This is a genomic window from Polynucleobacter sp. AP-Nickl1-40-C4 (genome assembly GCF_035012665.1).
GTDB lineage: Bacteria > Pseudomonadota > Gammaproteobacteria > Burkholderiales > Burkholderiaceae > Polynucleobacter.
The window spans coordinates 26,620-48,813 of the sequence record NZ_JAYGQR010000006.1 but is presented as its reverse complement, the minus strand read 5'-3'; the positions used below and the strand labels follow the sequence as shown (position 1 = coordinate 48,813).

Genomic DNA, 22,194 nt, shown 5'->3' with positions numbered 1-22,194 from the left:
GCCATGGAATTTTTCCGGATCAAAAAAGATATTCCCTTCATGCGCCATGCATTGGTGCTTAATGCGATTTCTTTAGTTACTTTTTTAGCTGCAGTCTTTTTCCTCTGGCATAACGGCCTGCATCTCTCCATCGAATTTACTGGTGGAACGGTGATGGAAGTCAGCTATCCACAAACTGCGCCTTTGGACTCCATTCGCACCAAGGTTGAGAAGCTGGGCTATGCAGATACTCAAATTCAGAACTTTGGTAGCTCACGCGATGTCATGATTCGCCTACCATTGCAAAAAGATGCTGAAGGTAAATTGATTTCTTCTGCTGATCAGAGCACGGCAGTAATGCAAGCGCTTGAACCAGCAACGACTGGCGTGAAATTGCAACGTGTTGAGTTTGTTGGTCCACAGGTGGGTCAAGAGTTGGCCATTGACGGCTTAAAAGCACTCATCTTTGTAATCATTGGCATCGTGGTATATCTATCCTTCCGCTTTGAGTGGAAGTTTGCGCTTGCCGGCATCATTGCGAATTTACATGACGTTGTCATCATCCTGGGCTTCTTTGCCTTCTTCCAATGGGAGTTCTCCCTCTCAGTATTGGCAGCCGTTCTTGCGGTTCTGGGCTATTCAGTAAATGAATCTGTGGTGATCTTTGACCGTATTCGTGAGAACTTCCGTAAATATCGCAAGATGAATACTCGTGAAATCATTGATAACGCAATTACAAGCACTATCAGCCGTACCGTAATCACTCACGGTAGTACTGAGATGATGGTCCTGGCAATGCTGGTCTTTGGTGGTCCAACGCTCTTCTACTTTGCTTTAGCGCTGACCATTGGTATTTTGTTTGGTATTTACTCCTCAGTCTTCGTGGCTGCTGCATTGGCCATGTGGCTTGGTGTGACACGTGAAGATTTAGTGAGGGGCGATAAAAAACCTGATGATGATGCCCGCAAAGATGATCCCAACTACGGAGCACGGGTCTAACTCAGTCTTTTAGTTCAGCGTAAGTTTTGTTGCTCAAGGGCAGCTAATATTCTATTAGTTGCACCTTGATGCTCTGTTGAATAAGCCTTAGCAGCGGCGCCCATCTTTGCTAACTCATTAGCATTTAGAAGCAACTCTTTCAAAGCTTCCATTAAGGCTATTGGCTCCGTTAAAAGCAATTCGCCATGAATGCGTTTAGCAGCACCACTATTAATCGCATCTAAGGCAGCCTGTTGAAAGTTATAGGTGTGCTCCCCCAAAAGAACAGGACAGCCAGCTGCACAAGCCTCAATCAAGTTTTGACCTCCAAAGGGCAGCAAGCTTCCGCCCATTAGCACTAAGTCAGAAGCGCTGTAATACATCGGCATCTCACCCATGGAGTCACCCAGAACAACATCCAATCCAGCGCACTCACTCGGAGTACCAGACCACTCGCTACGACGGCGAAACTTGAAACTAGCATTGTTAATTTGATCTGCTACTTCTGCGAAGCGCTCGGGATGGCGCGGGACCAAACAAAGTAATGGAGGAGTTGCAAATGCATTGCTTAAGAGCAAATCTTTCCAAGCCTTCAGAATGATGGCCTCCTCTCCATCGCGCGTGCTCGCTGCACACACCATCAAGCGATTTCCTGCATGTAGTTCCCTCTGCCATTCCTTACCCTCAGCAAGCAATTTCGGATCGAGTGGAACATCAAATTTCAGATTGCCGGTAATAACAACATTTTTAACGCCTAGGCTGCGATAACGCCCTGCATCAAACTCAGTCTGCGCGAGGATTCCCGCAAAGGCTTGAAATAATGCACGCCCCGCTTCACCAAATCGATTAACGCGTCTGGCGCTTCGCTCCGAGAGGCGAGCATTTACTAGAAATAGGGGTAAGCCAATTTCTTTGCAACGAAAGACCACCGTCGGCCACGCCTCGGTTTCCATGAAGAGGCCAAACTTTGGCTTAAATGTTTTCAAGAAATGCTCTACAGACCAGCAAAGGTCGTAAGGTAAATAAACTTGACGCATTTGCCCAGCAGCAATCTCTTTAGCAAATAACTGCTTGCCAGTACGGCGGCCATTCAAAGTCATGTGGGTGAGCAAAATAGATTCGCCCTTAGCTAAATAAGCCTCAATCAAAGGTTGTGCAGCGCGCGTCTCACCAACTGATACCGCATGAATCCAAATAGAGCCCAGAGCAATAGGCTTGCTGTAGCCAAAGCCCAATCGCTCAGGAATGTGATGAAGATAGGAGAAGGCATGACGTGCACGCCAAGCTAGACGTATAAATGCTAATGGCAATAAGAGGTGCCATAGCAATTGATAAGCAGCAAACCAGATCCGGGGACGCGCCCCGTATTCTGAATTGGGAGTCAAACTCACTTTTTGAGACGTTCGGTCAACTCGACCGCCTTACCTAAGTAAGAAGATGGTGTCATCTCCAACAAACGTACTTTTGCATCCTCAGGAATCTTCAAACCACGAATAAAGGTTTGCAGGTCTGCTTGATTAATCCCTTTGCCACGAGTCAATTCTTTTAACTGCTCATAGGGATTCTCGATGCCGTAACGGCGCATCACCGTTTGCACTGGCTCAGCCAATACTTCCCAACAAGCGTCCAAATCAGCAGCGATTGCAGCATGATTTACCTCTAACTTACCAAGGCCGCGCAAGGCGCTGTCATAAGCCAGTACGCTGTGGCCAAAAGCAGGGCCTAGATTGCGCAAAACAGTGGAGTCAGTCAAGTCGCGTTGCCAACGAGAGATTGGTAATTTTTCTGCAAGGTGGCGCAGCAATGCATTAGCAACACCCAAGTTACCTTCAGAGTTTTCAAAATCAATCGGGTTCACTTTATGCGGCATCGTCGATGAACCGATCTCACCTGCTTTAGTGCGCTGCTTAAAGTAACCAACAGAGATGTAGGCCCAGAAGTCGCGATCCATATCCAAAAGAATCGTATTAGCGCGAGCAATCGCATCAAAGAGCTGAGCCATACCATCGTGTGGCTCAATTTGAATGGTGTAAGGATTGAACGTTAAACCTAGACGTTTCTCAACCACACTCTTGGAAAAATTTTCCCAATCAAAATCAGGATACGCTGACATGTGAGCGTTGTAGTTACCCACTGCGCCATTCATCTTGCCCAGCAAAGGAGCTGCAGCGATAGATTCGATCGCACGCTCTAAACGCTTGGCAATATTGGCAATCTCTTTACCCAAAGTGCTTGGGGAAGCTGGCTGGCCATGCGTGCGAGAGAGCAAAGGTACTTTAGCGTTCTCAATCGCGAGATCGGTCAATACTGAAAGTACTTTTCTGAGTTGGGGCAAGAGCACCTCATCGCGGGCACCACGTAACATTAAACCGTGAGAAGTATTGTTAATATCTTCTGATGTGCAGGCAAAGTGAATGAACTCACTTGCTTTCAACAAATCTGGTCGTCCAGCAACTTTTTCTTTTAAGAAGTATTCAACCGCTTTTACGTCGTGATTCGTTACTGCTTCGATATCTTTGATGCGCTGAGCATCTGCATCAGAAAAGTTTTCTGGGAGCGAAAGCAAAAAGGCTTCGTCAGCAGCATTAATTTTTGGAACATCAGGCAAGCCGGCAGCAGCCAAAGCCAAGAGCCAATGAATCTCCACAAAAACACGTTGGCGCATAAAAGCGGCCTCCGAAAGCCAGGGACGTAAGGCATCCAGTTTTCCGGCGTAACGGCCATCTAAGGGGGAAAGGGCATTGAGGGTTGAAAGCGGCTGACTCACGAATATTGCCTTTGCATTGAATATGTCAATAAAAGCTGATTTTAATGCGTTCTGGAGTACAGCAAAGCCCAAATAGGATGGCTATACTTGAGCCCATGAAACTTATCGGATCCCTTACCAGCCCCTATGTACGTAAAGTACGCATTGTTTTTAACGAGAAAAAGGTCGATGTTGACCTCGAATTAGAGAATGTTTGGGCTGCAGACACCAAAATAGCCCTTACCAACCCCCTGGGGAAGGTTCCCTGCCTCATGGCTGACGATGGAGAGGCTATTTATGACTCCCGCGTCATCGCCGAATACGCTGATGGCCTAAGCCCAGTCAGCAAGCTCATTCCGGCTGATAACCGTGAGCGCGCAGCCGTGAAAACCTGGGAGGCACTGGCAGACGGCGTGATGGATGCCGGCATTTTGGCCCGTTTAGAGCGCACCTTGCGCCCAGCAGAACAACAAAGCCAAGCTTGGTATGACCGCCAGATGGGCAAGATTAATGACGCCCTACGTCAAATGTCTGAACAGCTGGGTGGTAATGCTTGGTGTCACGGCAATCAAATCACCTTGGCAGATATCGCCGTAGGTTGCGCAATCGGATATTTATTGTTTCGCTTTCCAGAAGTGAAATGGCAAACTCAATATCCAAATTTAGATCGTCTGTATCAAAAGTTATTACAGCGACCTTCCTTTATTGAAACCGAACCACCTGCTGCTTAATTCACTTGCTGCTGAATTAAAAATGCCAATCAAAACTGATTGGCATTTTTGTATCCGCTACTTGCTAATGAAAATTATGCAGAAATAATTCCGCCACCCAAACAAATATCTCCGTCATACAAGACAGCAGATTGCCCTGGAGTAACAGCCCACTGCGCTTCTGGAAAACTTAAGTCGAAGCTTAGTGCTTCAGCACCAGCACTCAAAGTACAAGCAGAGTCTGCTTGTCGATAACGAGTCTTAGCAGAATAATTTCCGGGTGTTGGTGAAGCACCAGAAACCCAACTGGCGTCCATTGCGGCAAGCTGATTAGCCAATAGCCACGGGTGTTCGTGGCCTTGGGCTACATATAAGGTGTTATTAGGAATATCCTTGCGCGCTACATACCAAGCGTCACCATTGCCATCTTGACTACCACCCAAACCAATACCTTTGCGCTGACCTAAGGTGAAGAAGGCTAAGCCCATATGCTCGCCAACTGTTTTACCTTCTGGGGTTTTTATCGGGCCAGGTACGCGCGGTAAATAACGATTTAAGAATTCTCTAAAAGGACGTTCACCAATAAAGCAAATACCGGTGGAGTCTTTCTTTTTAGCATTGTGCAAACCAATTTTCTCTGCAATTTTTCTGACTTCCGTTTTTGGAATTTCTCCAAGCGGGAACATCACGTTTGCCAATTGTTGCTGCGTTAAGCGATGTAAGAAATAACTTTGGTCCTTACTGGCATCGACAGCTTTCAACAACTGTACTCTGCCACCTTCATGACGCACGCGCGCATAGTGCCCTGTTGCAATCGCATCCGCACCCAAACTCATGGCGTGATCTAAGAAAGCTTTGAACTTAATTTCGGCATTACATAAAACATCAGGATTGGGTGTTCGCCCTGCAGCGTACTCGCGCAAGAAATCAGCAAATACGCGCTCACGGTATTCAGCAGCAAAATTGACTGCTTCGACGTCTATTCCGATCAAATCGGCGACTGAAACCACATCGAGCCAGTCTTGACGAGCAGAACAGTACTCGTCGTTATCGTCATCCTCCCAATTTTTCATAAAAAGGCCAATAACTTCAAAGCCTTGCTCTTTGAGCATCCAGGCAGCCACCGACGAATCTACCCCTCCAGACATGCCAATAACGACTTTCTTGGGCTGGGAGGATGGGATTGAGGAAGAATTGAGCGGGATCATCAAAAAATGCGAGAATTCAATATAAGCTTACAGACCATATTGTAGAAGTCTTAGCCTGATTTCACAGAATTTCGGGCAAAAACCAAGCAAAAGGACTTAGGGGTGAGTAAATAGGCGCAACGAGCCCTATTTAACTAAAATAGATTTTTTATAAATTTTTGCTTTTGGAGACATGCCATGCGCATAGGAGTGCCACTGGAAACAAGGCCCGGGGAAACTCGAGTAGCCGCCACACCAGAAACCGTTAAAAAATTAATTGGTCAAGGTCATACCGTCGTCATTCAAAAAGACGCCGGAGTAAAAGCCAGTCAACCTGACTCCGCATACGAATCTGTCGGCGCAAGCATTGGTAGCGCTGCAGATGCGTTTGGTGCAGAGATTGTTCTTAAAGTACGTGCGCCCGAGGCAGCCGAACTTAAACAGATTAAATCCGGTGCCGTTCTTCTGGGCATGCTCGATCCGTTTGATAACGACATGATTGCAGCCATGGCTGCTCAAGGTGTTACTGCATTCTCTTTAGAGGCTGCACCACGCACAACACGCGCACAAAGTATGGACGTTTTGTCTTCCCAGGCAAACATTGCTGGTTATAAAGCGGTATTGGTTGCTGCAAATGAATATCAACGCTTCATGCCAATGCTGATGACTGCTGCAGGAACTGTTAAAGCAGCTCGCATCCTGATCTTGGGTGCTGGTGTTGCAGGCTTGCAAGCGATTGCTACTGCAAAACGTCTTGGCGCCGTGATTGAAGCATCCGATGTGCGTCCAGCAGCGAAAGAACAAATCGAATCATTGGGCGCCAAGTTTGTTGACGTTCCTTATGAAACCGATGAAGAGCGTGAGATTGCTCAAGGCGTTGGCGGCTATGCCCGCCCAATGCCTGAAGCTTGGATGAAGCGTCAAGCAGCTTTGGTTGCGGAGCGTGCGCAACAAGCTGACATCGTAATCACCACTGCATTGATTCCAGGACGTAAGCCGCCTGTGCTTTTGCATAGCGACACGGTTGCTAATATGAAGCCAGGCTCCGTCGTGATCGACTTGGCTGCTGGCAAAGGTGATAACGGTTCAGGTAACTGCCCGTTAACGCAAGCAGATAAAGTAATTGATGTGAATGGCGTGAAAATTGTTGGCTACACCAACTTAGCTAGCATGGTTGCAGCAGATGCTTCTGCACTGTACTCACGTAACTTGCTCGATTTCATGAAACTCATTGTGGATAAAGAAGCCAATTTAGTCATCCCAAGTGATGATGACATTGTTACTGCTTGCTTAATGTGTCGTGATGGCCAAGCCATCCGCAAAAACTAATAGTAAAAATACTAAGGAAACACTATGGATCTCGCTGCCTTTCAAAGCATCCTCACCGTTCAAAACATTACCGTGTTTGTATTGGCCATATTTGTTGGCTATCACGTAGTTTGGAACGTAACGCCAGCATTGCATACGCCTTTAATGGCGGTGACCAATGCCATCTCCGGCATCATCATCGTTGGAGCATTGCTCCAAACTGAAGTTATCGGTGGCGATGAAATCACTCTCACCAGCATTATTGGTGCAGTAGCTGTATTCCTCGCGTCTATCAATATTTTTGGTGGCTTTATGGTCACCCGTCGCATGCTTGAAATGTTCAAGAAAAAAGCTCCCAAAGCTGATGCGGCTGGAACCAAATAAACCTAGAACAAGACCTATATAGAGACCAAAACTATGTCAAACATAACCGCTATTTCTTATCTCATTTCATCGGTGTTGTTCATCCTCGCTTTGCGTGGCTTGTCTTCACCAACTACTTCACGCCAAGGCAATACCTTCGGCATGATTGGTATGTTGTTAGCCGTTGTTACCACTTTCTTCATTCCTGATTTCAAACCTGTCATCTCATTGATTGGTGTTGCAATTGTGGGTGGCGCGATTATTGGAACGATTGCCGCTAAACGCGTGCAAATGACCAAGATGCCTGAGTTGGTTGCTTTGATGCACTCCTTCGTAGGTTTGTCAGCTGTGTTAATTGCGATTGCTGCTGTATTTAATCCAGCGCATGACCATACTGGCGCGCAGAAGATTGAGCTCTTTATTGGCGCATTTATTGGTGCCATCACCTTCACCGCATCTGTAATTGCATTCGGTAAGTTATCTGGCAAGGTCAGCGGCAAGCCTGTGAGCTTTACTGGTCAACACTTACTGAACCTAATTTTGGCTGTTTCGATGGTGGGTGCTGGCATTGCTTATTACATGGGCGATAGCCACGCAGCCTTCTTGGCAATGTGTGCCATTGCTTTGGTGTTGGGCGTGACCTTGATCATCCCTATCGGCGGTGCTGATATGCCGGTGGTGGTATCGATGCTGAATAGCTATTCTGGTTGGGCAGCGGCTGGTATTGGTTTCACATTAAACAACCCAGTATTAATTATTGCGGGTGCTTGCGTAGGCTCATCCGGTGCGATTCTGTCTTACATCATGTGTAAGGCGATGAACCGCTCCATCTTGGCTGTATTGCTAGGCGGCTTTGGCGCTGAAGCTGCTGCCGGCGGTGCTGATGATGGCGGTCCTAAGAACTACAAAACAGGCTCACCTGAAGATGCCGCTTTCCTCATGGAAAATGCTGACACCGTGATCATTGTTCCAGGTTATGGCTTGGCAGTGGCTCGCGCTCAACATGCATTGAAAGAATTGACTGAAAAGTTGACTCATCATGGCGTGACGGTGAAGTATGCGATTCACCCAGTAGCAGGTCGTATGCCTGGTCATATGAACGTACTGTTGGCTGAAGCTGAAGTTCCATACGATCAAGTATTTGAGATGGAAGACATCAACAGCGACTTTGGTCAGGCTGACGTAGTGCTGGTACTTGGCGCTAACGACGTTGTTAACCCAGCGGCACGCACTCCAGGTAGCCCAATTTTTGGCATGCCGATCTTGGAAGCATTTAAAGCCAAAACTATCATCGTGAACAAGCGCTCTATGGCAGCTGGTTATGCCGGCCTAGATAACGAGCTCTTCTATATGGATAAGACCATGATGGTCTTCGGTGATGCGAAGAAGGTAGTTGAAGAGATGGTTAAGGCGGTTGAATAAGCCTGATTTAGAAATCATCAAATAATTAACCGCCTTCGGGCGGTTTTTTATTACACTAAGCAAACTCCTTAATTAAAGCGAAACCACCTTATAAGAGCTTGCTATGCCAAATTACGTTGAGAATCACCTCGATATCGTTCAATATGCACCGCAAATATTTTTTGCTTCTATCCTGGCATTCTTATTGGTAGGCTGGATCTTCGGGAGATATTGAACTCGTACCTCGGAACACGTCGTTGTCAGAGATTCATTGGCAACAGCAATTTTTGGTTTATCCGCACTGGTACTCGGCTTCACTTTTTCAAATGCAACTGAACATTACGACCAGCGGATTAGCTTAATGCGTGACCAGGCTTACGCTCTCAAGCAAGTCTATCAATCGAGTAATTACCTAAATCCTACCGATCGCATCATGGTACAAAATACCTTAAAGCAAATCCTTAGCCAGAGAATGTCTAAATACGAGGACCTTAAAACAATGGATGACCTTGACGTCCATAACGATGCCTTAGCCAAGTCACTAAACACCCTTAACGAAGAAATCAATCAATCCATTGGAAGGGCACCAGCCAGCACCAAGGATTTGGCAGCCAACATCTTGCAGCCCCAACTTGCGTCTCTGTTAGGCGTATTCCAAGAGGGAATACTCAATGGAAAAAAACATCCCCCGGCTATTATCGACCGCTTCCTCTTTGCTCTGCTCTCAATAGGGGCCTTATTAAGCGGTTACTCAATGGCAATCAAAAAAGAAGAAGACTGGTTTCTGACGGTGCTTTACCTGGGCTTGATGTGGTTTGCGCTTCACGTGATATTTGCCCTGGAATTCCCACATCAACTGCAAGATCCGCATCTCATGAATGCAGACTTTTTAAAGCTTCAAAAAGTCTGGCAGTAATGCTCGCGACATTACCTTCTCTGGTAGCTATTGAATAAATTGTCCTGCAGTACATAGGCAACACCATTAACTACCAAATAAAGGTCTTGATCGAGTACGCGGCTTCGGTAAGTCCAACCAGCAGGTAATTTCAACTGCTCATTCAGTACCGGTAGATCTTTCATACTGAGTGCAGGATTCGCAATCTGTGAGTACGACTGCATAACATAAACCTCTCCTGCGGGAGAGGTAAGCTCGTATACAGCACTACCTGCTCTATATATAAAATTGGTAGTGCGGGTAACTTCATTTGGGGTGTACTGTTTACTACCCATCAATTGCTTAAGCAAACTTACTTGCACAGTTGCCCGCAAGTTCATCTCCATCCCGCCGAAGGTCTCTTTTACGTCATTGACAGTATTACCCGCCGCCTGAATTTCATCCATCGTCCAATAGCGTGGTCCATTTAATAAAACAAACGAGGCATCAAAAGACTTCTCAATAGATTCCTTGGTCAAGCTCTTCCACTGGGCTTCAGGGCAAAGGTTAAGACCTTGAGTATTAAATACTTTTACCTCTAAATTGAGCCATGCTCGCTTGCCCAGCAGAACTTCGCAATAACGCTGGTTGCGCAGGTTTGAGACACCCTTCTGAAAGACTGGCTGAGAATCAGTTGATTGAGCGATTGAAGACCTGCAAAGTAGGGTTGAGCTTAGAAAGAGCAAGCCCATAGAAATGAATTGGGTTGCTTGATTGCGACTAATCATTTTGACACCCGTTCCAAAGGTAATATTGGATATAGCTTACTCCTTAAATGCAAAACGCCTGGTCTTTTGAACCAGGTGCTCTTATTGCTACAGCCACCAGTAGCAGATTAATCCTTAGTCCTTCAGTTATGCAAAGAGGGTTGTTAAGTAAGATTTAAAAAACTAGCTGCTTCAGAAAAGTACCTTCGGGTGGTTTTTTCGCTAAGATACGACATAGAGGCATCGATAGAATGCTTCATCACTTAATAAGTCGAGACAATATGCAATTCAAACCAGCTTTTATTGCCTTTCTCATTTCAATCTGCCCAATTTTTTGGGTAGGATCAGCCAGTTCACAAAGCAACTATCCCAACCGAACTATTCAAACCATCATGCCGCTTCAAGCAGGAAGTGGCGTTGACATCTTGATGCGCCCAGTTGCGCAAAAAATGGGTGAAAGCCTGGGTCAAGCAATCACAATAGAAAATATTCCCGGGGGTGCGGGTTTGATTGGCGCGGCTAAGGTTGCACAAAGTCCTGCTGATGGCTATGTCTTAGGCGCATTTAATGACAGCATCCTAACGATGGTACCCAATCTATATAAAAAGATTGATTACGATCCGATTCAAAGTTTTTCTCCAGTATCCGAAGTAGCTGCGATTACTTTTGTTCTGGTTGCTAACCCAACATTTCCTGGGAATACTGCAGCAGACCTAGTGCGCATTGCTAAAGAAAGGCCTGGTAGGATTGACTACGCATCTGGGGGCAATGGTTCGCCACAGCATATTGGCATGGAAATCTTCCGCCAATACACCGGTGCCCCAATCGTTCATATTCCTTATCGTGGAGCTGCTGCTGCAGTCACTGACGTCATGGCTGGTCAAGTGCCAGTGATGATCAGCGCTTTATCAGTTGTACTGCCCCATATTCGTGCTGGGAAGCTGAAGGCATTGGGGGTGGCGAGCAAAACACGATCTCCGTTGCTACCCAATACTCCAACAATTAGTGAGAGTGTGAAAGGTTATGAATTCTCAACCTGGGGCGCTCTACTAGCACCCAAAGGCACTTCACCAGCAATTATTGAAAAACTAAATGAGTCTTTAGCAACTGCGCTAAGAGACCCAAAGCTACGTGAACAACTTATTCAGCAAGGCTTTGAATTTGTTCCTCTTGGCCCAGATCATTTAAAGGAAATGATTGCACAGGGATTGGTAAAGATGAAAAAAGTAATTAAGGATGGCGGTATACAGCCCGACTAATTCGAGCAGAGAATCCAATAAAAAACGCCCGGTCTTTTGAACCGGGCGCTCTTATTTCTACAGCCAGTTGGCTGAGGAAATTAACGGCTATTACATCATGCCGCCCATTCCGCCCATTCCACCCATGCCACCCATATCAGGCATACCACCAGCAGATTCATCTTTTGGTGCTTCGGAGATTGCGCAATCGGTTGTCAACAACAGGCCAGCAACAGAAGCAGCATTTACCAATGCAGTTTTTGTTACCTTAGTTGGGTCGATAACACCTTGTGCAACGAGGTCGCCGTATTCACCAGTAGCAGCGTTGTAGCCGTTATTGCCTGTACTTGCTTGTACTGCATTAACAACCACACCAGCATCTTCACCAGCGTTGCTAACGATCGTACGCAATGGCTCTTGCATAGCGCGCAATACGATGCTGATACCAGCGTCTTGATCGGCGTTATCGCCTTTCAAGCCTTTGATACCTTGCATTGCACGAATCAATGCTACGCCACCGCCAGGAACAATGCCTTCTTCAACAGCTGCACGAGTTGCGTGCAATGCGTCGTCAACACGAGCCTTCTTCTCTTTCATTTCCACTTCAGTAGCAGCACCAACACGAATCACTGCAACACCGCCAGCCAACTTGGCTACACGCTCTTGCAATTTTTCTTTGTCGTAGTCGCTAGTAGCTTCTTCGATCTGAACACGAATGTTCTTCACGCGAGCTTCGATTGCTTTAGCATCGCCAGCACCGTCAATAATGATGGTGTTTTCTTTACCTACCTCGATGCGCTTCGCTTGACCTAAATGCTCAAGAGTTGTTTTCTCGAGTGTGAGGCCGATTTCTTCAGCGATTACTGTGCCGCCAGTCAAAATCGCGATGTCTTCCAACATGGCTTTACGACGGTCACCGAAACCAGGGGCTTTAACAGCACAAGTCTTGATAATGCCGCGGATGTTGTTCACAACTAAAGTTGCCAAGGCTTCGCCTTCAACATCTTCTGCAATGATCAACAATGGACGACCAGACTTCGCGACTTGCTCAAGTACTGGGAGCAAATCACGGATGTTGGCAATCTTCTTGTCAAACAAGAGAACGTATGGGCTTTCCAATACAGCAACTTGTTTTTCTGGTTGATTGATGAAGTATGGGGAGAGGTAACCGCGGTCAAACTGCATACCTTCAACAACTTCAAGCTCATCTTCCAAAGACTTACCATCTTCAACAGTAATAACGCCTTCTTTGCCTACTTTTTCCATGGCTTCTGCAATGCGCTGACCAATGCTGTGGTCGCTGTTTGCAGAAATAGAGCCTACTTGAGCGATTTCTTTAGTAGTAGTGCAAGGCTTGCTGATTTTTGCGAGCTCTTGGATAGCAGCTGAAACAGCTTTATCAATACCGCGCTTCAAGTCCATTGGGTTATGGCCCGAAACAACATACTTCATACCTTCGCGAACGATAGACTGAGCTAATACAGTTGCTGTAGTTGTACCGTCACCAGCGATGTCAGCAGTCTTGGAAGCAACTTCCTTAACCATCTGCGCGCCCATGTTCTGGAGCTTGTCTTTGAGTTCGATTTCTTTTGCTACGGATACACCGTCTTTAGTGATTGTTGGTCCACCGAATGAACGCTCAATCACCACGTTGCGACCTTTTGGTCCCAAAGTTGTTTTCACTGCATTAGCAAGAATGTTGACGCCTTCGACCATCTTGGTGCGGGCGCTATCTCCAAATACAACGTCTTTTGCTGCCATGATTAAATTCCTCTCTTAAATACCGAAATTACTTCTGTACAACAGCCATGATGTCGTCTTCACGCATCACGATGAGTTCTTCGCTGTCAACTTTTACTGTTTGACCTGCATATTTACCAAACAACACGCGATCGCCTACTTTGACGTCAGGTGCGTTTAATTTGCCGCTGTCATCACGTTTACCTGGGCCTACTGCCAATACTTCACCTTGATCAGGTTTTTCTGCAGCAGCGTCAGGAATGATGATTCCGGAAGCAGTTTTTGATTCTTGATCTAAACGCTTGATGATTACGCGATCATGTAAGGGACGCAAATTCATCTCTTCTCCTATGTTAGTAAGTGTTAACTATTTAAATAAACTATATAAATCAATGCTTTATGATCTCTTCACACGGAAGCCAAGGGTTATTTAGGTATAAATCGCCTCTTTAGCACTCGCATGTAGGGAGTGCTGATTATATAGGTCTGATTCCCTGGATTTCAAGGGCGGATCACCATAAATTCTTTAAGGATTTAGCCTATTTTTATAATAGGGACAGGCTGGTAGGTCAATTCCTACAGATAAATCAGCCTAAAGCCCTTACCGCTCCAATCCGTCCTGCCTAGACTGGATAGTCACCGATTGGAGAATGCTGATGAGCCCGAAATCCCGGCTGTACACGCTTGTAAAGGCATGGAAGAACAAACCCTTCCAAGAAGTACGAGACGCCTGTGGCGACCCCTGGCTTGGTCTTAGTAACCAAGCTCTTGAAGAACACCAATCCTGGTCCAAGCGACAAGCGATTAGTCATGAACCCATTTTTAACTGCAAGGGAACAAAACTGACAGGATCTTTATTTAGACCATTACTGACTACCTCTGATATGCAATTGCTACGCCTTTTTATGGAAGGCCTAGACACCATTGCCTATTGGTATCGTAGTGGTCGTTTTATTCCTGGAATTTTGCCGGTGCCTTCACATGCCATCGCCTCAAGTTGCTATGTGGATGCTATGAGTGAGTTGATCTTGAATTCACGTCTACCGGTTGGCTTGGTATCTATCGGCATTCAATCCATTCCTGAGCCCGATATTGCCGATGCATGCAAAGAAGGATTACTTCGTTTGCGACGACTGGGCGTCCTGCTTCACTTTTTAAAATTCTCTGGCAGCGCCGAAGAATTGCATTGGATTACAGAGATGCAATTAGAGGGTGTACATATTGATATGAGCCAGATACGTGAGCGCGAGCTGGCTAGTGATGCACTTTCCCAACTCAGGCAATCGCCCTACTCACCTACACAAATTTATGCCAGCAATATTGGGTTGGTAAAAGATTTAGAAAATGCCTACACTCTGATTGCCGACCATGCTTATGGCGGCCTCATGATGTCCCCTATTAGCCGTCATCAGATGCTTCAGATTAACGATAGCCGTATCTCTAAAGCCATTTTTTCGCTGCACCCTCATCAACACCCAAACCAAAACGGAGACAAGTAATGAGAAAACGCGTGATGTTGGTAGATGACCATCCAGCAATGCTGATGGCTCTTAAAAGTATGTTGCAGGACCAGTTGTTATTTGAAATTGCAGGGCAAGCGCAGAACGGCGAGGAGTGCCTCAGGTCTATGAAAGAGGTGAACCCTAATATGGTGATTCTTGATCTAGATATGCCCAAGACGGATGGCTTTGATGTCATCCGCCGAATTGGGTTGATGTACCCAGATGTGCGGATGCTAGTGCTGTCGAGTATGGATGAAGCAGTCTATGGCGGCAGGGTTCGCTCACTTGGTGGGCATGGCTTTGTAAATAAAACTGCCGGTGCGGATGTCATCCTAGCTGCATGCGTTGCCATATCCCAAGGCTATAACTTTTTCACTCACGGCAAAAATGGTAATAGCTCATTAAGTGATAACGATAAGCTTGCGTTAATTTCTGATCGTGAGCTACAGGTCATGAAATATTTAGGCAAAGGGAACTCAAACCAACAAATCTCTGAAATGCTGCATATCAGCAATAAGACAGTAGCCACTTATAAGACTAGAGTCTTTGACAAGCTGGGCATTAACAATATTGCAGACTTGATTTTGTTCTGCCGCATGAACAACATCATCGAAAGCTAGAGCGGCATGTATCGATCCATCACCCGTATTGCCCTTTTTATCCTATTGAATGGGATATTAAGCAATACCTATGCGAACTTACTGAACTCGGCAGAGCAACGGTGGATCGATGCTCATCCTGTAGTGCGTTTTAGTATTCATGAAAAATATGCGCCTTACTTAGATGTGCATGAAAAGGGTGAGCCTGGAGTTTTTCATGGCTTTCTAAAAAAGCTCAGCGAATTTACCCACCAAGAGTTTTTACCGAAGTGGCGTAAGAGCGATCGGGAGGGACTTCAGCAACTAGCCAATGGAGAGGTGGATTTCATCATTGATCCACCCGCTCTAGATGACGAGTATCTGAAGTTTGGCTCCTTATCAGAAGCAATCTTTTGGGGGCATGACGCTATTCTGACTAAACGGTCCAAAAACGATGCGCCTATTGAGCCAATTAATATCGCCTACTTTGACCGTGGCTTTGAAAACCCACCGATACCCAATCATCCCCAAGCCAGCGTATCCGGCCATGCGGAAAAATTAATATTTGATCTCCTCAAAAACGATATTGAAGCGCTTGTCTTACCGCTTCGTCTTGCGCAACAACTCATTCAGAAATTAAACGCAGACAAGTTACAGGTTGACGGGCTTTACAGTAGAGAGCCCTTTGAATATCGCTGGCTTATCTCGAATCAAGATGAAGCTTTGCATGGAGTACTTGAGCAGTTTCTCAATAATCTAGATCCAATCGCATCACGAGATCTTTTTAACATCAACGCGTCTACTTTTGAAAGAGGCCGCTCATCCCCAGCCAATCATTTGCCTTGGCTCTCCACTTTGGCAATCCTACTGATAGGCTCTACCTTGCTTTGGCGCATGCATCAGAGACAAACAATTCAAAAACAAGAAGCGAAACATCTTATTTCATCGAAAGAGCAGGCAGAGAATGCAAATGCCGCAAAGTCTGCTTTCCTAGCCACAATGAGTCATGAGATCCGCACGCCAATGAATGCCATTTTGGGGGTGCAAGAGTTATTGCTCAGCAGCTCCCTACCTGCAAATGAAAAAACTTTACTGAAGAGCGCACACTCATCAGCAGAATCTCTTCTAGGAATCCTAAACCAGGTTTTGGATCTATCAAAGATAGAGGCAGGCAAGCTTACACTCAATATTGAGCCTTGTAATCTCAATGCTTTGATTGATGACATCGATTCGGCATTTTCGACCGTGGCCCATAGACAGAGTCTCAAGCTACATACCTCTAAAGATCCGCGCATTGCAGAAGTCTTGTTGTTGGATTCTTTACGTTTACGCCAAATACTGCAGAACCTGATTAGTAACGCCATTAAGTTCACCGATCATGGTGAAATCTATTTCTCTATCAGCGTGCTCGCAGATGATCATGCGGGACAATTAGTTGAATTCAGAGTCATTGATACCGGTGTTGGCATGGGTACAGAAGAGATTGCAATAGCACTCCAAGCTTTTGAGCAAATACCAGGCAATACCGAACAGACTAATGGCACTGGCCTTGGTCTAACCATCACAAATCACTTAGTCACTTCCATGAACAGCCAGCTCTACTTTGAGAGCGCGCCAGGCTTTGGTAGCAATATTCATTTTTGCGTTGCATTTCCACGTACCAGCATTGCTGCAACCGGAGCCTCAAGACCTGAACATAGCAATATATCCAGAAAGCTAGTCTCCAAGCATGCTCAAAATAATGAGCGCCTTTTACAAGCCTTAGTAGTGGAAGATCACCCAGCAAGCCGCCAAATTATCTCGCTTCAACTTCAGGCGCTAGGCATTGAAGTATCAGTTTGCGATAACGCCACCACAGCTCTAGATCTCATCAGTCAACGGCATTTTGATCTTCTGCTAACCGATCAATCTATCCCAGGCATGGAGGGCTCAGAGCTTGCCAAGCACATACGTAATGCGGGCAATCAAGACCTCATCATCATCGGCATTACTGCAGATATCTATGCCCTAGATTCACGCCATCAATTCTTGGAGGCTGGTATGAATGGTGTCCTGATCAAACCTTTAAGTCTCATGACTTTAGAGAATGAGCTGTCACGCTATTTCCAAGTCGAAGAATTAACTGAGACTACAACTCAAACTGGGGGTCTGGAGGAGTATTCATTTGACGCCTTCGGAAATCTCCTTAGAAACAGCCCAGAGTACATTCTGGTGATCTTGGAAGAAATTCAAAAGGTGCATGATGAGACCCTACTCACCCTAAGAAATGAAGCCATAGATGAAGACGCCTTCAGAAGGATGGTTCATAAAGTCAAAGGAGGGGCGCAGCTTCTGAGTGCCGCAAAGTTTATTAAGGCCTGTGAAGCTTTAGAGGAAGCAGAGTCTCTAGATCTTCAAATTCAAGCCTTTATCCAGTTACTTGAAGAGCAAAATCAAATGATTAGTAGGTATCAATCTCAATATGCAAAGCTTTAATCTTTGATGCGGTGGGTTTATCCTATGGGAGATGCGTTTTTCTCCTCTTCGCCCATCCGCTTTTATTGCAATCCTCCTTTGGACGGCCAGCTCTTTGGCCTTTGCCGGCGAGAGTACATCCCCAGCAATTCCTCTATCCGTAGCGAGTAGCCTCGAACGCAATCAAATCCCTCTTGATACCGTAAGTATTTCAGTTGTAGAGATCGAATCTGGTCGACCCGGAAAGAATACATCCAAGAAAGTTTTAGATTGGCGTGGTGGTGATCCAATGAACCCTGCCTCCACCATGAAGCTACTCACTACGCTTTCTGGTTTAGACATCTTAGGCCCGCAATATCGTTGGCGCACTAATGTCTATACAGATGGAGTAATTCGTCAGGGGGTATTGAAAGGCAATCTGTATTTGCAGGGTACAGGTGATCCAAAACTCGTTCCAGAAGAGTTGGCCAAGATGATGAAGGACCTTCAAGGTCTGGGTATCCAGAAGATTGATGGCAATCTATTCTTTGATCGCAGTGCTTATGCGGCTAATGTCATGGAGCAAAATACTATTGATGGCGAAGCTCTGCGTGCATACAACGTTCCGCCAGATCCTCTGCTCTATGCATTTAGAACTTTGTCGTTTCAACTAGGTAAGTCACGCACTGCGGATTTTATTGACATTAGTTACACCCCATCCCTCTCCCAGCTAAAGGTATCCAACCAAATGCAGCTGGTCGATCGCTCATGCGATAACTGGAAAAGCAATATCCGCTTTAATTTAGATCCGGAAGGTGTCACCAATACCGATCAGCCTTTAACTGCACAGTTCTCTGGGGCGTTCCCAAGCTCCTGTAAGGGAGTGAACTTTAACGTTGTTGCGCTTGACGCCAATACCTTTCTAACGCAAGGCTTCGCAGCCGCCTGGGAATTAGCTGGTGGCAGCTGGGCACAAGCTCCTATCGGTAAAGATGGTTCAGTTCCTTTAGCCGCCCGACTTCTTTTGCAATTTGAAGGCAGCAAACTTGCCGATGATGTCTTAGACATCAACAAGTACTCAAATAACGTCATGGCACGCCAAGTTCTTTTGACTATGGCTTTAGAGAAAATGGGTAAGCCAGCAACAACTGCCAATGGTGAGTTAGTGATTCAGAGTTGGCTCAAACAAAATGGTTTGGACTTTCAGGGGCTGGTGATTGAGAATGGCTCTGGGCTATCTCGCAACGAAGCAATCTCTGCCAGTCAAATGAATCAGCTCTTGCTCACTGCTCGTAATTTACCAGTGGGTGATATTTTATATAACAGCCTACCAATTGCAGGTACCGATGGCACGATGCGCAATCGCTTAATGGTTCAACTACGCAAGTTTTTACATCTGAAGAAAAAACCAGAAGCCAGAATTAAAACCGGTTCTCTTGCAGATGTGCGAGCGATCTCAGGTTATGTAATGAGTAAATCTGGAAAGATGTATGCGGTGACTTCATTCATCAACCACCCCAATGCTTGGAGGGGTCTAGAGGCGCACGATCAGTTGCTATCGTGGCTGCTTGAAGATGGGCCAGAACCAAAGCATGCGCGCTGAAGACGATCTCTAACGCCGTCCCACTCCTCGCCCGCTGGCGGTTCAGGGAACAAAATCAAATCCCAACCTTGCTGATCTAAATCACGCAAGGAGCGATATAGCCGACTCGCAAAGGCACCGCTATCGCTTGGAACCTCAACCTCCTCAAAGTGGGCCGAAGGATGCCCATCTTCGCTTAAGGAGGATTCTGAATCCCACACCGCTACAGCAACGCGCGATTTAATATCTGGATATTCAGTCAAGGCATCCAAGACACGACCCGGGGCATATAGGCGCAAAGGCGTAGTTGGTGCGTAATGGGCTTTGAGACTTCCAGATACCCTTGGTAGATCTGCCGTTGCTTCATTGGGCGCTTCATTCCCTTTTACTTCTCCAGGCTGATAAACCTTTACACCTGTCTTGGTAAAAATTTCACTTGGAGTGATTGCGCCGGGTCTGAGTAGCACAGCCTTATCGCCAGATGACAAATCAATGATGGTTGACTCGATACCGACTTCACAATCGCCACCATCCAAAATCATTAAATCCAACATACCCTCGAACTCATTACGGACGTCGGCAGCACTAGTCGGCGATACCTTACCAAAGCGATTGGCTGATGGCGCAACAACTCCGCCTTTAAATTTACGTAATAACTCCTGTGCAACAGGATGAGAAGGAGCCCGAATCGCTACCGTATCTTGGCCGCCAGTCAGTTCATTTAAAACACTTTTATCTTTCTTGAAGACTAAAGTTAATGGCCCTGGCCAAAAGGCGTTAATGAGCTTTAAGGCTTCCTCGGATAAGTCTCTTACCCACGGTGCCAAGAGCGCAACCCAATCGATTTGAGTTTGATCGAATTTATCTGGCGCAGCTAAATGAACAATTAGGGGGTGATTTGATGGGCGACCCTTAGCGGTAAAGATTTTCTTAATCGCTTCAGGATTTTTAGCATCCGCGCCCAAGCCATAAACGGTCTCTGTGGGGAACGCAACCAAACCACCGTCACGCAAGCTTTGTACTGCCTCATTAATCACTGCAGAAGATTGCAAGTGGGTACTGTCTGCGGACATTTCTAGGGCTCGATCCCTAGTTCGGTAGCAACAGCTGCGCAATTTTTCCGAGCCTCATTGAGATTCTCGCCTAAGCAGTTAATGTGACCCATTTTTCTACCAATGCGTGGCGCAGATTTGCCATACAGGTGTAGCTTTGCATCAGGGTGAGCCAGAACTTTATTCCATGCAGGCTCTTTTGGTTGATCTTCACTACCCTCAAACCAAAGATCACCCAACAAGTTCAACATGGATACAGGCGCAAGCTGACGGGTATCACCCAAAGGCAAACGAGCCATTGCTCGTACCTGCTGTTCAAACTGACTGCTCACACAAGCATCCATGGTGTAGTGACCAGAGTTGTGCGGGCGTGGTGCGATTTCATTAGCCACGATGTCGCCGTTCTTCAGCACAAAGAATTCTACGCAAAGAACACCAACGTAATCGATCTTCCGAATCAGCGCCTTGGCTGCATCAATGATTTTCTTTTCCTGAGCAGGCTTCAGTGAAGGGGCTGGCACAGTCGAGGTATGCAAAATACCGTCACGATGGATATTTTGGGCCACTGGATAGGCTACTACAGCATCGTCATAACCACGCACTACCAAAGCTGACACTTCAAAATCTAATTCCATGCGCTTTTCTAAAACACAAGGCACGCGCCCGAACTCATTCCATGCAGTAGTCAATTCATCTGCACTGTAAACAGTAGCCTGACCTTTGCCGTCATAACCCATTCGAGCAGTCTTCAAGATTCCAGGGAAGAGCTCCTTTGGAGCATGGGCAATATCAGCCTCATACTCAATCACAAAGTTGGGAGCTGGGCCAATATTGGTCTCTGACTTCCAAGTGGCTAAGAAATTTTTCTCAGCAATACGATTTTGGGCAAGAGACACGCAACTGCTGCGTGGCGCCACAAATACACCCAAAGACTCCAACTCATCCAAAGCTTGAGCGGGAACATTTTCAAACTCAGTACTCACTGATGAACATAGTGCAGCCATCTCTTTTAAAGCGGCACTATTAGTGTAGTCAGCTTGAATAAATTTTTCAGCAATAGAGCCTGCAGGACTATCAGAGCCAGGGTCGAGCACGCAAACCTTGTAGCCCATCGCTTGAGCGGCTTGAGTAAACATCCGCCCCAATTGACCGCCACCTAAAATTCCTAAATATGAACCCGGCAAAATGGGTTCCATACGATCTGCCATGTAATTAATATCCCGGCAAATTCATTGAGCGTGCAGCATCAGACTGCTTGGCACGGAAATCTTCTAAGCGCTTTGCTAAATCAGCATCATGCAAAGCTAAACCTGCAATCACATGCAAGGCAGCATTTGCTGCGCCGGCTTCACCAATCGCAAAAGTAGCAACCGGAATACCTTTAGGCATCTGCACAATAGAAAAGAGAGAATCTTCTCCACGCAAATATTTACTAGCGACAGGTACGCCATAAACAGGAACAATCGTTTTTGAGGCGAGCATGCCTGGTAGATGAGCTGCGCCACCTGCACCAGCAATGATGGCTTGCAAACCATTCGCCTGCGCTTTTTCAGCGTACTGAAACATGTCATCTGGCATGCGGTGTGCGGAGAGTACTTTTGCCTCATGAGCAATGCCGAATTGCTCAAGCATTTGAGCGGCGTGCTGCATGGTGTCCCAATCTGAATTGGATCCCATCACTATTCCGACGATTGGCTTCTTACTCATTTACCTCTCCAAATGCCTTATAACCATTAAGAGCTCTATTATCCCTGAC

General features: G+C 46.3%; 20 protein-coding genes. 11 read left to right on the top strand and 9 right to left on the bottom strand.

The genetic code is table 11. The annotated features are described in order from the left end of the window. Positions 1 to 3 precede the first annotated feature (3 nt). Entirely contained in the window at positions 4 to 978 is a 975-nt protein-coding gene (secF, locus tag VC182_RS07860; protein WP_216120363.1) for a protein translocase subunit SecF, read from the top strand. A 14-nt stretch (positions 979 to 992) separates the two neighbouring features. On the opposite strand, the gene VC182_RS07855 is transcribed toward secF, so the two are convergent. Continuing rightward, the gene (locus tag VC182_RS07855; protein WP_323484991.1) at positions 993 to 2,348 is read right to left on the bottom strand and encodes a 3-deoxy-D-manno-octulosonic acid transferase; all 1,356 of its coding nucleotides are present in this window, start codon (positions 2,346 to 2,348) and stop codon (positions 993 to 995) included. Next, positions 2,345 to 3,724: an adenylosuccinate lyase gene (gene purB / locus VC182_RS07850; RefSeq protein WP_216120359.1), complete on the bottom strand. Its 1,380-nt coding sequence runs from the start codon at positions 3,722 to 3,724 to the stop codon at positions 2,345 to 2,347. The genes VC182_RS07855 and purB overlap by 4 nt, the downstream gene beginning before the upstream one ends. A gap of 95 nt (positions 3,725 to 3,819) precedes the next feature. Here purB and VC182_RS07845 point away from each other — a divergent pair, with 95 nt between their 5' ends. Then, a complete protein-coding gene (locus VC182_RS07845; RefSeq protein WP_215320963.1) occupies positions 3,820 to 4,434 on the top strand; it encodes a glutathione S-transferase in 615 nt (204 codons plus the stop codon). Between the two features lie 74 nt (positions 4,435 to 4,508). Here the strand turns inward: VC182_RS07845 and mnmA are convergent, their stop codons facing one another. Beyond that, a complete protein-coding gene (gene mnmA / locus VC182_RS07840) occupies positions 4,509 to 5,621 on the bottom strand; it encodes a tRNA 2-thiouridine(34) synthase MnmA (protein ID WP_215358583.1) in 1,113 nt (370 codons plus the stop codon). A 177-nt stretch (positions 5,622 to 5,798) separates the two neighbouring features. On the opposite strand from mnmA, the gene VC182_RS07835 reads away from it, so the two are divergent. The 4 genes from VC182_RS07835 (at position 5,799) to VC182_RS07820 (ending at position 9,588) form a co-directional block, all read left to right on the top strand. Next, complete coding sequence (locus VC182_RS07835; RefSeq protein ID WP_216243699.1) at positions 5,799 to 6,929, top strand: Re/Si-specific NAD(P)(+) transhydrogenase subunit alpha; 1,131 nt, start codon at positions 5,799 to 5,801, stop codon at positions 6,927 to 6,929. A gap of 24 nt (positions 6,930 to 6,953) precedes the next feature. After that, positions 6,954 to 7,292 (top strand): proton-translocating transhydrogenase family protein, encoded by a 339-nt coding sequence (locus VC182_RS07830; protein WP_011903634.1) that lies wholly within the window; start codon positions 6,954 to 6,956, stop codon positions 7,290 to 7,292. 33 nt (positions 7,293 to 7,325) lie between these two features. After that, a complete protein-coding gene (locus VC182_RS07825; RefSeq protein ID WP_216243697.1) occupies positions 7,326 to 8,693 on the top strand; it encodes an NAD(P)(+) transhydrogenase (Re/Si-specific) subunit beta in 1,368 nt (455 codons plus the stop codon). A 250-nt stretch (positions 8,694 to 8,943) separates the two neighbouring features. Continuing rightward, entirely contained in the window at positions 8,944 to 9,588 is a 645-nt protein-coding gene (locus VC182_RS07820; RefSeq protein WP_323484990.1) for a hypothetical protein, read from the top strand. Between the two features lie 11 nt (positions 9,589 to 9,599). Here VC182_RS07820 and VC182_RS07815 read toward each other — a convergent pair whose 3' ends face one another. Then, complete coding sequence (locus VC182_RS07815; protein WP_323484989.1) at positions 9,600 to 10,334, bottom strand: hypothetical protein; 735 nt, start codon at positions 10,332 to 10,334, stop codon at positions 9,600 to 9,602. 260 nt (positions 10,335 to 10,594) lie between these two features. Between VC182_RS07815 and VC182_RS07810 the strand changes: the two genes are divergently transcribed. Then, a complete protein-coding gene (locus tag VC182_RS07810) occupies positions 10,595 to 11,572 on the top strand; it encodes a tripartite tricarboxylate transporter substrate binding protein (RefSeq protein ID WP_323484988.1) in 978 nt (325 codons plus the stop codon). Between the two features lie 90 nt (positions 11,573 to 11,662). On the opposite strand, the gene groL is transcribed toward VC182_RS07810, so the two are convergent. Further along, entirely contained in the window at positions 11,663 to 13,312 is a 1,650-nt protein-coding gene (gene groL, locus VC182_RS07805; protein WP_323484987.1) for a chaperonin GroEL, read from the bottom strand. 28 nt (positions 13,313 to 13,340) lie between these two features. Further along, positions 13,341 to 13,631: a co-chaperone GroES gene (locus VC182_RS07800; RefSeq protein WP_072582790.1), complete on the bottom strand. Its 291-nt coding sequence runs from the start codon at positions 13,629 to 13,631 to the stop codon at positions 13,341 to 13,343. Between the two features lie 316 nt (positions 13,632 to 13,947). Between VC182_RS07800 and VC182_RS07795 the strand changes: the two genes are divergently transcribed. From VC182_RS07795 to dacB, 4 genes are read left to right on the top strand one after another with little or no spacing between them, the layout of a single operon-like run. Next, on the top strand, positions 13,948 to 14,790 hold the full coding sequence (locus VC182_RS07795) for a diguanylate phosphodiesterase (protein ID WP_323484986.1): 843 nt from the start codon (positions 13,948 to 13,950) through the stop codon (positions 14,788 to 14,790). Beyond that, positions 14,790 to 15,413 carry a response regulator transcription factor gene (locus VC182_RS07790; RefSeq protein ID WP_215358589.1) on the top strand — a complete coding sequence of 208 codons (624 nt, stop codon included), beginning with the start codon at positions 14,790 to 14,792 and terminating at the stop codon, positions 15,411 to 15,413. The genes VC182_RS07795 and VC182_RS07790 overlap by 1 nt, the downstream gene beginning before the upstream one ends. Before the next feature lie 6 nt (positions 15,414 to 15,419). Beyond that, a complete protein-coding gene (locus VC182_RS07785) occupies positions 15,420 to 17,846 on the top strand; it encodes a response regulator (RefSeq protein WP_323484985.1) in 2,427 nt (808 codons plus the stop codon). 31 nt (positions 17,847 to 17,877) lie between these two features. Further along, a complete protein-coding gene (dacB, locus tag VC182_RS07780; protein WP_323484984.1) occupies positions 17,878 to 19,407 on the top strand; it encodes a D-alanyl-D-alanine carboxypeptidase/D-alanyl-D-alanine-endopeptidase in 1,530 nt (509 codons plus the stop codon). Here dacB and VC182_RS07775 read toward each other — a convergent pair. From VC182_RS07775 to purE, 3 genes are read right to left on the bottom strand one after another with little or no spacing between them, the layout of a single operon-like run. Beyond that, a complete protein-coding gene (locus VC182_RS07775) occupies positions 19,353 to 20,459 on the bottom strand; it encodes an L-threonylcarbamoyladenylate synthase (RefSeq protein ID WP_072582785.1) in 1,107 nt (368 codons plus the stop codon). The two genes, dacB and VC182_RS07775, sit on opposite strands and share 55 nt — an antisense overlap. 2 nt (positions 20,460 to 20,461) lie before the next feature. Continuing rightward, entirely contained in the window at positions 20,462 to 21,646 is a 1,185-nt protein-coding gene (locus VC182_RS07770) for a 5-(carboxyamino)imidazole ribonucleotide synthase (protein WP_323484983.1), read from the bottom strand. A gap of 4 nt (positions 21,647 to 21,650) precedes the next feature. Then, on the bottom strand, positions 21,651 to 22,145 hold the full coding sequence (gene purE / locus VC182_RS07765; protein ID WP_072582783.1) for a 5-(carboxyamino)imidazole ribonucleotide mutase: 495 nt from the start codon (positions 22,143 to 22,145) through the stop codon (positions 21,651 to 21,653). Positions 22,146 to 22,194 lie beyond the last annotated feature (49 nt).